Annotated in this window: 11 protein-coding genes; all 11 read right to left on the minus strand. The window is 50.3% G+C overall.

The features are described 5' to 3' along the window. Positions 1-5: 5 nt before the first annotated feature. Genes NSB28_RS19860 through cbiD form a run of 11 tightly spaced genes read right to left on the minus strand, consistent with a single transcriptional unit; the run spans position 6 to position 12,225 of the window. Complete coding sequence (locus NSB28_RS19860; protein ID WP_109748324.1) at positions 6-650, minus strand: precorrin-8X methylmutase; 645 nt, start codon at positions 648-650, stop codon at positions 6-8. A 5-nt stretch (positions 651-655) separates the two neighbouring features. Continuing rightward, positions 656-2,173 (minus strand): cobyric acid synthase, encoded by a 1,518-nt coding sequence (locus tag NSB28_RS19865; protein ID WP_109748323.1) that lies wholly within the window; start codon positions 2,171-2,173, stop codon positions 656-658. After that, complete coding sequence (locus tag NSB28_RS19870; protein ID WP_109748322.1) at positions 2,174-3,220, minus strand: pyridoxal phosphate-dependent aminotransferase; 1,047 nt, start codon at positions 3,218-3,220, stop codon at positions 2,174-2,176. It abuts the gene before it with no gap. A gap of 51 nt (positions 3,221-3,271) precedes the next feature. Then, positions 3,272-4,240, minus strand: a complete 969-nt coding sequence (gene cbiB, locus NSB28_RS19875; protein ID WP_109748393.1) for an adenosylcobinamide-phosphate synthase CbiB — start codon at positions 4,238-4,240, stop codon at positions 3,272-3,274. Next, positions 4,240-5,628: a cobyrinate a,c-diamide synthase gene (locus NSB28_RS19880; RefSeq protein WP_109748321.1), complete on the minus strand. Its 1,389-nt coding sequence runs from the start codon at positions 5,626-5,628 to the stop codon at positions 4,240-4,242. The genes cbiB and NSB28_RS19880 overlap by 1 nt, the downstream gene beginning before the upstream one ends. Next, positions 5,621-7,777: a precorrin-6Y C5,15-methyltransferase (decarboxylating) subunit CbiT gene (gene cbiT / locus NSB28_RS19885; RefSeq protein WP_109748320.1), complete on the minus strand. Its 2,157-nt coding sequence runs from the start codon at positions 7,775-7,777 to the stop codon at positions 5,621-5,623. Before cbiT ends, NSB28_RS19880 begins: the two co-directional genes overlap by 8 nt. Further along, on the minus strand, positions 7,764-8,501 hold the full coding sequence (gene cobJ / locus NSB28_RS19890; RefSeq protein ID WP_109748319.1) for a precorrin-3B C(17)-methyltransferase: 738 nt from the start codon (positions 8,499-8,501) through the stop codon (positions 7,764-7,766). The genes cbiT and cobJ overlap by 14 nt, the downstream gene beginning before the upstream one ends. Then, positions 8,494-9,552 carry a cobalt-precorrin 5A hydrolase gene (locus NSB28_RS19895; RefSeq protein WP_109748318.1) on the minus strand — a complete coding sequence of 353 codons (1,059 nt, stop codon included), beginning with the start codon at positions 9,550-9,552 and terminating at the stop codon, positions 8,494-8,496. The genes cobJ and NSB28_RS19895 overlap by 8 nt, the downstream gene beginning before the upstream one ends. Further along, positions 9,549-10,340 carry a precorrin-4 C(11)-methyltransferase gene (gene cobM, locus NSB28_RS19900; RefSeq protein ID WP_109748317.1) on the minus strand — a complete coding sequence of 264 codons (792 nt, stop codon included), beginning with the start codon at positions 10,338-10,340 and terminating at the stop codon, positions 9,549-9,551. Before cobM ends, NSB28_RS19895 begins: the two co-directional genes overlap by 4 nt. 1 nt (position 10,341) lies before the next feature. Then, positions 10,342-11,043, minus strand: coding sequence for a precorrin-2 C(20)-methyltransferase (cobI, locus tag NSB28_RS19905; RefSeq protein ID WP_109748316.1), 702 nt, complete (start codon positions 11,041-11,043; stop codon positions 10,342-10,344). A 24-nt stretch (positions 11,044-11,067) separates the two neighbouring features. Then, positions 11,068-12,225 (minus strand): cobalt-precorrin-5B (C(1))-methyltransferase CbiD, encoded by a 1,158-nt coding sequence (gene cbiD / locus NSB28_RS19910; RefSeq protein ID WP_109748315.1) that lies wholly within the window; start codon positions 12,223-12,225, stop codon positions 11,068-11,070. Positions 12,226-12,304 lie beyond the last annotated feature (79 nt).

Here is a 12,304-nt window from a genome sequence, read left to right on the forward strand (position 1 = left end):
TACTACTAGTAACCTCTGTCTGAATCCATCATATAAAGCAGTGCATTGCAGATGCATGCTGCTATGTTGCTGCCGCCCTTCCTGCCTCTGGCGACAATATAAGGTACATCTGTCTCCATGATCAGTTCCTTGGACTGGACCACATTTACAAAGCCCACAGGCACACCGACCACAAGAGCAGGGTAAAAATCTCCCTCTGTAATGTGTTCATAGAGACGGACAAGGGCAGTAGGCGCATTCCCTGCCACAAAGATCAGTTCTTTTCCAAGTGCTGCCGCTTTGTCCACACTGACTGCCGCCCTTGTTCTTCCCTGTCTCCTGGCATCCTCAGCCACGTCTTCATCCGACATAAAACACAGGACTTCACCTCCGTAGCGGGAGAGGACCTTTTTGTTTATGCCTGCCTTCGCCATCTGGGTATCTGTGACAATGGATGCTCCTCTTTTGATCGCCGCGATTGCTTTCTCTACAGCCCCTTCTGAAAAGCAGAGATTGTCCGCATAATCAAAATCTGCGCTTGTATGGATGCAGCGCTTCACAATAAGCTCCTGTTCCTTTGGGAACCGGCGGTCTTTCAGCTCTTCTGTTATGATCTCAAAGCTGCGCCGTTCAATGTCCATGGGCTTCACATTTTCTAATTCTATTTTCATAGGAATCACACTCCTTCTTCCATGATGGCATATATCCTGGCCATATCCAGGTGCTCTCTCAATGCTGCTGCCAGGATATCATACTGGCTCTCTTTAAAGGCCTGGTAATCTACTGCATTTATATCTTCCATGGAGATTCCCTTTGCCCGGGCCAGGCCTTCCACGATCCTGACAGCCACTTCCTCTTTATCGAATACACCGTGCACATATGTCCCGTATACATTATTCCTGTAAGCCCCGTCAGCTTTTAAGGTACTGTCAGACTGGGCGGCATAATTTGCGATCTCCGTCATCTGGCCGGCATCTTCCCTGCGCACGCTTTCTCCCATGTGGATCTCATACCCCTCCAGCCAAGTGCCCGAGAGTCCCTCCAGTATTCCCTGCAGAGGGGCAAATTTCCCCTTTACTCTTGTTCTTGTCTTTTCCTCTGCAAAAACTGTGTCCATAGGAAGAAGCCCCATGCCTTTTATCTGGCCTCCGGCCTCCACACCATGCGGATCACTCAATGTCTCACCCAGCATCTGATAGCCTCCGCAGACGCCAAAGATCACCTTCCCTGCCGCCGCTGCCTTCAGGACTGCCGCTTCCAGGCCATTCTGTCTCATCCAGAGCAGATCCTCCATGGTATTCTTAGTCCCCGGCAGGATGATCATGTCAGGATTCCCCAGTTCATTCACGGAATGGACATACCTCAGTGAAACTCCGCTTATACTCTCGAAAGGATTGAAATCAGTAAAATTAGATATCCTGGGGATCCTGATAACGGCAATATCTATCAGGCCAACCTCACTGTTTCTGGAAAACCTGTCTGTCAGGCTGTCCTCATCCTCCACTTCTATGTTCAAATAAGGCGCCACACCCACAACAGGTATGCCTGTCTTTTCCTCCAGCATGGATACTCCCGGATCCAGTATCGTCTTGTCCCCGCGGAATTTATTGATGATCAGGCCCTTGATCATTGCCCGTTCATCCTCATCCAGCAGCTCCACTGTACCGTAGAGCTGTGCAAATACTCCGCCCCTGTCAATATCCCCAACAAGAAGCACAGGGGCATGGGCTCTTTTAGCCATTCCCATATTTACGATATCATCTGCTTTGAGATTGATCTCAGCCGGGCTGCCGGCCCCCTCTATCACAATAATATCGTATTGTTCTGCCAAAGACTCAAAAGCCCTCATTACATCAGGAAAAAGTCTTCTCTTATATGCAAAATATTCTCTGGCGCTCATATTTCCCAGTACTTCGCCGTTTACAATGACCTGGGAGCCAGTGTCGTTTGTGGGCTTTAAAAGAATAGGATTCATATATACGCTTGGTTTAATGCCGGCGGCTTCTGCCTGCATCACCTGGGCTCTCCCCATCTCCAGCCCCTCTTCTGTAATAAACGAATTAAGCGCCATATTCTGAGATTTAAAAGGAGCCACACTGTAGCCGTCCTGTTTAAATATCCTGCACAAACCTGCTGCCAGCAGGCTCTTCCCTGCATTTGACATTGTGCCCTGTACCATAATTACTTTTGCCATTTAGCTTACCCCCATAATCCTCTGCATAGTCTTAACAAGAAGCTCATTTTCTTTTCTGGTGCGCACCGCGATCCTGAAATATCCCGCTCCCAAAGAGTGGTAATTGCTGCAGTCCCGCAGAAGGATCCCCGCATCTTTACAGGCCTCTCCCAGATTCACGGGACCTTTGAAAAAGATAAAATTCGCCGCTCCGTCATAAACCGTCAGTCCAAGCTGACGCAGGTTATCTGTCAGATACTTCCTCTCACTTCTGATCAGGTTTCTTGCCGACTCCACATATCCTGTCTCAGCCAGAGCTGCCGTTCCTGCCATCTGGGCCGGAATAGAGACATTCCAGGGCTGCATCACAGCTGCCATAGCCTCCAGGAGGGCACGGCTGCTGCTAAGCCCATATCCCAGACGCAGCCCTGCCATAGCGTATGTCTTTGTAAAAGCTTTCAGCAGAAAAAGATTGTCATATTCCTCCAGAAAAGGCCTCATGGTATATTCCATGGGACTGTCCATGAACTCTATAAAACATTCATCCACAACCAGGACCACCTTGCATTCCCTGCATTTTACCAGCACATCTCTTAAAAAATCCCTCGAATATGCAATTCCTGTGGGATTGTTGGGATTGCACAGAAACACTATATCCAGATCTTCTGTCACCATATCCACAAAATCCCTGCCTGCCTCAAACCCGTTCTCTTCCTTTAACGTATAATACGAGATACTGCACCCTGCCGCCCTGAGGGCCTGCTCATATTCAGCAAATCCCGGAGCTGCCAAAAGAGCTTTACCCGGCCTGATGCCAAGAGCTATGGCAAATATCAGTTCAGCCGCCCCGTTTCCGCAGATAACTGCCTCCCGGGACACCCCCTCTTTTCTTTCAATAGCCCTTTTTAATGTCCTGCACTGCACGTCCGGATAGTGCTCTGATAAGGCCACACCCTTTTCTGCCGCTTCTTTCACCGTCCTGGGGATGCCCAGAGGGTTGATGTTCACAGAATAATCCAGTTCAAAGCTGCGGGAGTAGATATCCCCGCCATGTATATGTGTCTCCATTCTTATGTCCTCTTATGTCTTTCTATTTCAACACGCTGATCCAGGATCAGTTCATACCAGATACATCCAGGCCGCTGCCTTGACGGCTGAAAACATGACCAGGGACAGGATGGCTGTGGCATACAGCAGCCTGTCTGCCCTCCTGATATCTTCGTATTCTACTGGCCTTGTGTCATCACCGATCGTCTTCTTTTTATGAAGCTTTCCAAAATACCAGGCATCCCCGGCCAGCTGCACATTCAGCGCCCCGGCCATAACCGCCTCTGTCTGGGCTGAATTGGGGCTGGCATGGTTACGCCTGTCACGCCTGTAGATCCGCCACGCCTCCTTTGTATCAAGTGAAACAAAAGCTGCTGCAGCCGTCATAAAGCAGGCTGCCAGACGTGCCGGAATATAATTTACAACATCATCCAGTCTGGCTGCGAATCTCCCGAAATACAGATATTTTTCATTTTTATACCCCACCATGGAATCCATAGTGTTGATGGCTTTGTAAAAATATCCAAAGGCCGCGCCGCCCACTGCCATAAACAGCATAGGCGCTATGATTCCGTCTGAAGTATTCTCCGCCACAGTCTCCACAGCGGCTTTTGTCACTCCCGCCTCATCCAGGCTCTCCGTATCCCTTCCAACGATCATGGCAACTGCTTTCCTGGCCTCTGGAAGATCTCCTGCTTTTAATTTGTCGTATACCTTCATGCTCTCATCCTTCAGGGATTTTGTGGCCAGCAGCTGATAGCACATAATTGTCTCAAGCACAAAACGCACTTCAGGACTGATCCGCCCCGCCAGATACAAAAGCAGGGCCGGCACTGCCGTTGTCACACTGATCACGATAACTGCCAGAAAAACGCCAGCAGCCGTTTCGCCTCCCTTTGTCTTTGGAAAAAACCTGCGCAGGCCCTTCTCTGTTACTGTGATCAGATTTCCCACAAGCCTGACCGGATGATATATAAAATGCGGATCCCCTATAAGCAGATCCAGCAGAAAACCAAGGACTAACGCCCATAAAGACAGCATCATCCATTTCTACCTCCAGCTTCTTTATCTTTTTTATAACGCCTGCACGCTTCCACAAAACGTCCGGCCGCTTCCGGGTTTGAGTAATAGTACAAATGAGGAAAACCAGCTATCAGGCTGCTTCCTCCCTGGATGCACCTCCAGCTGCGGTCCTGCAGGGGTTTTTTAGCCAGGAATGCGTCACCGCAGGCAGTACTGTCAAAATAATGGAACTCATGGGCTTTTATAGTTCCCACATCCATCCCCAGCATCTGGGAGTTCATTGGAGAAAGCTCTATATAACCGAATCTTCCAAGCTTATCAGTCCTGTACGCCTTCCCCCTGACAACGCCTGCCATGGGATATTCATTTCCGTCCATATCCTCCATTATATCATGAAGATACATAAATCCCCCGCATTCTGCCATACACGGCATTCCTGCTGCTGCAGCGTCCCTGATTCTCTCACGCATAGCTGTATTAGCGCTTAGTTTTCCTGCAAACAGTTCAGGGTAGCCCCCATACAGAATAAGGCCGCTGATGCCCTCAGGCAGTCTCTCATCATAAAGAGGAGAGAATTCCGCCAGTTCAGCTCCCAGCTCTTTTAAAAGCTCCAGATTATCCTCGTACATGAAGCAGAATGCCTCATCTCTCGCCACGCCTATGCGCGTTCCGTCCCTTTTTCCCATCCAGGTTTTTTCTATATGAGATGAAATCGGGACTGTACTCCCTGCCAGCTCTATCAGGCCGTCTATATCCAGTGTCTTCTCCAGCTGCACTGCAAGCCCATCCAGTTTTCTGCCCAGGTCTGCCACCTCATCCGGCATCACAAGGCCTAAGTGCCGGCTCTCCAGCGTAAAATCCGTCAGCTTTTCCACATACCCGTAAACCTTGATGCCAAGTTCCTCTTCTATGAGTTTCCTGATCCTGGGATACAGCATGCCTGACATCCTGTTGAGGATGACTCCCTTTATCAGACTGTCCTCCCTGTAAGTGAGAAACCCTTTTACCACAGCCAGAATTGAGACGCTGGAACCTCTTGCATCCACCAGAAGGACAGAGGGTGTCCTGGTAGCCCTTGACAGGTCATAGGCGCTTGCAGTAACTGACACGCCGCCCAGCCCGTCATAATACCCCATAACCCCTTCCATAACAGAGATATCAGCTCCTTCGGAGTTCTTTAGAAAAAGATACTTTGTCATTTCTTCATCTGTAAAAAAAGTGTCCAGATTCCTGGAATGTGTTCCCAGCACCTTTGTGTGGAACATGGGATCTATGTAATCAGGCCCGCATTTAAATGAGGCCGGAACAAGCCCCCTCCTCTGCAGAGCCCTTAAAAGCCCGCAGGTGACCATCGTCTTCCCGCTGCCGCTGGCCGGTGCCGCTATGAGTATCCTGGGGTTATTCATCATCCCCACCTCCTGTAAAGGAAATCACATATACTGGATTCTGTCCCATCATCATATGATAAGGCCCCGCTTCCTTTGACCTTGCCGATGACACGCTCACGATATCCACATCAGCCGCCTTCATTTCCTTTATGCAGGAGAGGGCTTCAGCCACCGTTTCCAGTACAATAGCATTTATAACGATCCTGGCCTTAGGATTCTTCTTAAAAATACAGGCCAGTATCTCTTTCAGATTCCCTGAGGAGCCTCCTATAAAAGCATGTGTGGGAGCCGGAAGTTCCTCCATTGCATCCGGCGCCAGCCCCCGCACAACAGTAATATGCTGCACCTTGAATTTATGCTTATTTTCTTCAATCAGGTCAGCTGCCTCTTCTTTCTTCTCAATGGCGTACACATGGCCTTCCTCCGCCTGCAATGCCATTTCCACAGAGACAGATCCCGTGCCGGCCCCCACATCATAGATCACAGAGTCAGAAGTCAGCTTAAGCTTAGACAGGGAAACGCTCCTGATCTCTTCCTTCGTCATGGGAACCCTGGCCCTTATAAATTCTTCATCGGGGATACCATGGGTCCTGGTAGAATCTGCATCCTGATTCTGAATGAGCATAACGCACAGGGGAGCAAACCCGGCCGCGGACATTTCTGCCGCTGTGCCTGTGACTATCCGCTCATTCTCATAAGAGAGCTCTTCCCCGACTGTCACTGTCACATCTCCCATATGATACTCACAGAGATCCCTGCAGATCTGCGCCGCCCTTCCCCTCTCTCCCACAAGAGCAAACACCTTGGGATTTCTGGCCACTGCTGAGATAATATTGGAAGATCTTCCGTGGAGGCTCACCAGCCTGGCATCCTCCCAGGAGGTATGCAGCTTTCCGCACAGGTATACTGCTGAAGAAATGCCGCAATATACATTTATTTCATCCCCGTCAAAAAGCTCATATAATTTCTTTGCACCGCTGTAAAAGCCCACGTCCCCTGAGAGCAGGACCGCCAGATGGTCATATTCAGGGTGTGACGTTACAAATTCATATATTTCTTCTGCCTTGTAGCTTTTAAAGGAGGGTTTATTAAATCCTGCTTTTTGTGCTGCCTCAAGCATTCTCTCCGCCCCTATGAGAAGCTGTGCCTTTTCGCATGCCCTTCTTGCTTCCACAGTCATATTTTCCGGATTTCCCATGCCGATCCCGACCATATCAATTCTTCGCTTCACGCTTATATGCAGTCTGGCACACAGCATAGCCTTTACCTCTTCCAGACTCTTGCCCCTCTCCCTGCCCGGCCTTCCTATCACGACCGGGTGGACTCCCGTCCTTCGGGCTGCCTGTATCTTCTCTAAAAATCCCCCGTTAGCGCCTGACTCCTTTGTGACCATATATCTGGCATCTGTCTGGCGCAGCATGGCGGCGTTTATCTCTTCTGAGAAAGGGCCCTGCATGCAGATGAGATGGCTTCCTGAAAATCCCAGGCGCACAGCCTCATCCATACTTGCCTGCACTGACAGTATCCTGGCATATACCCGGCTCTCATATCCCGTAAGCGCAGTATACTTTGAAAGCTCCTTACTTCCCGTAGTGACAAACACATTGCCTGTCGTCCCTTCCAGATATCTGACAGCTTCCTCTGCTGATTCCACCCAGGTACATCCATCAAGTTCCTCTCCTGCCGCAGTATCCCCCTCTGCCATATCCCCTGCGCCATCTTCGCGCAGGCAGGCTTTATCCGTTTCAGGGCCGGCGGCCTCCAAAGCTAAGGACTTTCTGAGCAGCCTCACATATTCAGTCCCTGTCTTGGCGCACGCCTTACTAATGTTTTCCGATACCAGGACAGCATAGGGATGTGTGGCATCAACTACTATTTCCGGCTTCTCTTCTTCTATCAGCGCATACATCTGTGCCGCATCAAGCCTGCCCGCAGATACCATAAAATCACTATCAGCTCTGCCGCGGCAGGCACTTCTTTCGGCAGGGCTGCCATCAGCTTTACTCCCCGGCACATCTGCCCCATTCCCTGGGGCTATCAGCAGCTGTTCCCCGTACTCTGTCGCTGTAAGGACATGGGCGTCTATCTGCTGGCGCCTGAGATATTCCGCCAGCTCCCGCCCTTCTGTAGTCCCGGCAAAGACCAGAATGCCTTTATTCTCTGCCATGCCTGTATCCCCTCGGTGTCACCATTCTGCCGTCTATCTCTTTTGTCTGGGAATTTCCGATAAAGACAGTAGTAAACATATCTACCTGCGTATCGCGCAGCTCCTTCAGGCTCATGACCTTCATGCCTTCACCGTCACGCCCTATATTCCAGGCTATCCCGCATACCGTTTCCGGGGACTTGTACTGCATCATAAGATCACATGCCTTCTGCAGATAATCATGCCGTTTTCTGCTGGAAGGATTGTACAGACAGATGGCAAAATCTGCTTCTGACGCGCAGAGAAGCCTTTTCTCAATCTTCTCCCAGGGAGTCAGCAGGTCGCTCAGGCTGATCAGGGCAAAATCATGGATCAGCGGCGCCCCAAGCACTGCAGCCCCTCCTGTGGCGGCCGTCACACCAGGTATGATCTCCACCTCACAATCGGGATAATCTGCCCCGATCTCCAGCATCAGGCCTGACATGCCGTACACACCTGCATCACCGCTGCATATCATAGCCACTGTTTTTCCCTTCACAGCTTCCTCAAAAGCCAGGACGCATCTGTCCACCTCTTTTGTCATGGGAGTTGTGAGAAATTCTTTTCCCGCAAAATGCTCTTTCACAAGATCCACGTATACTGTGTATCCTATAATGGTATCGCAGGAATTCAGGGCATTTGCCGCCCTCATTGTCATCTGCTCATATTCTCCCGGTCCTATTCCGACTACATATATTTTATTCAAAGTCAACACTCCATTCTTTTACGGCCAGCGCTACAGTAACGCCGTCCCCGGATTTTTTCTTATTTACCAGCTTTCCCATCCCGCTTCCAAGGAGGGCGCTTCTCTCACATACATTCCCCACGCCCGTCACAGAGCGCACAAATTCAGATTCTTCAAATTCTCCAGGAACAGCCTCCAGCTCTTCCTTTGTATACGTCTTAAAAGGAATCCCATACTTTTCACTGAACATGATCATTCCTTTTTCATCCGTTTTCAGATCTATGCTCGCCAGACTCTCGAGACAATGAATGGAAAGCCCATTCTCTTCAAGAACTTCCAGAACCTTTTTTTCAATCACATCAGCGCCTGTCCCTCTTCTGCATCCTACCCCCGCCGTGACTATCCCGGGGATCAGATGAAGCGTCTGCTTAAAGGGACATTTTTTCTCATCAAGGGTGACACAGATCCCGTTGGTACCCTCAAATACTTCATTTTCTCCCACAGGGCACAGTTCCCGGGGAATATCTGAGGCTGCAGGAAAATCACTGTAAAACCCGATTTTCTTCTCATCCAGCACGTCCGCTGATATCTCTTTTGCAAGTCTCATACTGCCTATGTAAAGCCTGTTCTTTTTAGCAAAGATATCTACTGCAAATCTGCCGTTCACATCAGTAGCTGTGGTGATGACAGGGACAGCTCCTGTGAGGTTCGACAATATCCCTGCAAGCTCGTTGGCTCCTCCAAGATGACCTGACAGCAGCGGGATTACAAACATTCCTTTTTCATCCATAACTACTACTGCCGGATCTTCTCTCTTGTCCTTCACATAAGGGGCGATGGCGCGGACAGCGATCCCTGCGGCGCCGATAAAAAGGATGCCGTCGGCCTCCCTGAACATACGCCCTGCCCACTCTCTTAAGCCTTCCTCCAGCGGTGTGACGCCGCAGGCTGCAGCATATTTTTTCATTCCCCATGCCTCACAGACAAAGCCTGCTAAAGACAATGCCCGGGCGATCTGGCCAGCCAGACGGCCTCCCTTCTCTGTAAAGCTGATAACAGCCAGATTTTTCATCTCGCCTCAGTCCTCTCAAAACCGGCACTATTCACGCTGGCTTCCCTGAACTCCGTAGTAAATGCAGGATTGTACAGTTCTGAACGGTTATAATGGCTGTGGCTCACCACATCCCCCACGATCATAAGCGCTGTTTTTGTTATATTATTCTTTCTGGCGGTCTCTGCAAGAGTTCCCACAGTGCACACAAATGCCTTCTCGTCTTCCCAGGTAGCCTTATATACAACAGCCGCCGGAGTATCTGCCGTGTATCCTCCTTCAATCAGCCTTTCAGAAAGCTTTTCCAGCATGCCTGTGCTCAGGAAAATAACCATTGTGGCGTGATGTGCTGCAAAAGATGCTATCTCTTCCTTCTCAGGCACAGGAGTCCTCCCTGCCATCCTGGTGATGATCACACTCTGGGACACATCCGGGAGCGTATATTCCAGATTCAATGCCGAAGCTGCGCCGCAGAAGGAGCTTACCCCCGGGCAGTAGTCGTATTCTATTCCTCTCTCATCCAGAACATCCATCTGTTCACGAATAGCCCCATACAGGCATGGATCCCCTGTATGCAGGCGGACAGTCATTTTATTTTCCTCTTCTGCCCTGAAAATCTCTTCCAGCACCTCTTCCAGCGTCATCTTTGCACTGTTGTAAACCTGGCAGCCTTCTTTTTTATAATCCAGAAGCTGGGGATTCACTAAAGAACCGGCATATATGATCACATCCGCCTCTTTAAGCAGATTCATCCCTCTCACTGTAATTAAATCGGGCGCTCCTGATCCGGCCCCTACAAAATGTACCATTTTATTTTTCTCCTTTATCTGAATTCTCTTTTACTATAATGAGTGAATAATAGCCCGCACTCTCAGGTATCTCTTCTGCGCTTCTGTACACCTTTTCATTTTCCATGCCGCAGTTCTCCACCATGACAACGCTGGCGTCCAGCTCCTTTAACTGCTCCTTTACTTTTCCCATCTGGCGTCCCGCCTTCATGAGTACTTTTGTTCCCGGCAGCTTCAGGGCTTCTTCCACCTGGTAGGAGGCAGGGATTACATGGAGAGGTTCAGCTTTTTCCACAAGCCCCATATTCATTCTGGCTGCGGCAGCGCAGAATGAGGTAATGCCGCTGACGATCTCTGTCTCATATCCTGCATCTGCCACACGTTTATGTACATATAGATATGTAGAGTATACAGTCGGGTCACCCAGTGTCAGAAATACTACATTCTTTCCCATATCCAGATACTCTCTCACCTTTTTTGCCGCCTTCTCATGATTCTCTTCCAGCACCCCGGGGTCTTTCGTCATTGGCATCGGAACGGCCAGCAGCTCTTTTTCCCTAAGCTGGGGCACTGCCTGTACGGCAATCTTGTAGGCCACTGTCTCTTCCGCCTCTTCTCCCGGCACTGCAATTACTTCATTCTCACTGATCAGGCGCACTGCTTTTAACGTGAGCAGTTCAGGATCCCCCGGCCCGATTCCTAATCCATATAATATCCCTTTCATGTAATTTCTCCTTTATCCTTAATTTTATATACTGCGCTTCTCAAAATGCCTGATCAGTTCTTCCGCCCCTTCTGTCTCTCCCAGATATCCATGCTGGTTGGAAAACAAAATGGCTTCTGTCTGCAGCGCACCCTGGCAGCGGTGCTGAAGGTAATATCTCACCCTCTTCGTTATCTCCGCCATGGCGGATTCTATAAGGCCTTCCCTCTTCAGAATACCCACCGCCTCCTCTGTGGTGATGGTACCAAGTATCTCCCTGACCGTCTCAATCCCGGCCCCTGCCCTGGCTGCCGCTGCCGCCATCAGCTCAGCCCTGGAATCAGCGCATCTGGAATGAGTATTCATGATTCCTCCCGCCACTTTAATAAACTTACCTATATGGGCCACGATCAGGATTCCCTTTATTCCCAGCTCAACCGCCATATCCAGGGTCTCCCCCACGTAATTGCTGCATTTCATGGAATTCTCCACATCCAGGACCATATTCTGACGTATAAAATCCGCCCCGTAATTTCCCGGGGTGATCAGAAGATATTCTGCCCCATTGGCTTTCTTCATCTCCATCTCCAGCCGGATGCTGGCGATCAGGGCTGCCTCGCTCATGGGAACTACAATGCCGCTTGTCCCCAGTATGGATATCCCTCCCTCAATGCCGAGCCTGGGGTTAAATGTCTTCCTGGCTGTCTCTTCGCCGCCCGGGACAAATATCTCTACCCTCAGGCCGCCTCTGTATTCCTGCTCTTCGCAGACATCAGCCACCTCTTTTTCTATCATCTGCCTGGGCACTCTGTTAATGGCAGCGGCTCCCACGGGCTGTTCCAGTCCCGGCTTAGTCACCCTGCCCACGCCCAGCCCTCCGTCCAGGACGATCTTATCTCCGTCCCGGAGACTCACCTTCGCATGGATATACAGCCCGTGTGTGGCATCCGGGTCATCTCCGCCGTCCTTCCTGACTGCGCATGAGACACTGCCCTCTTCTCTGCATATCTTCTCCACTGCCAGGTGCAGCATGATTCCCCTGGGGGTGGGCAGGTCAACTGTTCTGACCTCCCTGTCCAGGAACAGCATCATTGCCGCCGCCTTAGCCGCCGCGGCAGCACAGGAGCCTGTGGTGTAGCCATAGCGGAGCTTTTTATTGTCCTTTATCACATACATTCCTTCAAGGCCGTTTTTATATTCCAATGCTTTTCCTCCCAAAACACGACCGCCCCCAAACCTGCCATTGCGAGCAACGCAGCCTTGAGGGCGGAACATCTCTGTC

It is taken from the genome of Murimonas intestini (assembly GCF_024622195.1).
In the GTDB taxonomy this organism is placed as follows: Bacteria; Bacillota; Clostridia; order Lachnospirales; family Lachnospiraceae; genus Murimonas; species Murimonas intestini.

What these genes read in the sequence shown, in the direction of transcription:
- cobM (WP_109748317.1), bottom strand. Translation starts at nt 10,340, where the DNA reads ATGGTACATTTTGTAGGGGCCGGATCAGGAGCGCCCGATTTAATTACA.
- NSB28_RS19880 (WP_109748321.1), bottom strand. Translation starts at nt 5,628, where the DNA reads ATGAATAACCCCAGGATACTCATAGCGGCACCGGCCAGCGGCAGCGGG.
- NSB28_RS19870 (WP_109748322.1), bottom strand. Translation starts at nt 3,220, where the DNA reads ATGGAGACACATATACATGGCGGGGATATCTACTCCCGCAGCTTTGAA.
- cobI (WP_109748316.1), bottom strand. Translation starts at nt 11,043, where the DNA reads ATGAAAGGGATATTATATGGATTAGGAATCGGGCCGGGGGATCCTGAA.
- NSB28_RS19895 (WP_109748318.1), bottom strand. Translation starts at nt 9,552, where the DNA reads ATGAAAAATCTGGCTGTTATCAGCTTTACAGAGAAGGGAGGCCGTCTG.
- cbiT (WP_109748320.1), bottom strand. Translation starts at nt 7,777, where the DNA reads ATGGCAGAGAATAAAGGCATTCTGGTCTTTGCCGGGACTACAGAAGGG.
- NSB28_RS19865 (WP_109748323.1), bottom strand. Translation starts at nt 2,173, where the DNA reads ATGGCAAAAGTAATTATGGTACAGGGCACAATGTCAAATGCAGGGAAG.
- cbiB (WP_109748393.1), bottom strand. Translation starts at nt 4,240, where the DNA reads ATGCTGTCTTTATGGGCGTTAGTCCTTGGTTTTCTGCTGGATCTGCTT.
- NSB28_RS19860 (WP_109748324.1), bottom strand. Translation starts at nt 650, where the DNA reads ATGAAAATAGAATTAGAAAATGTGAAGCCCATGGACATTGAACGGCGC.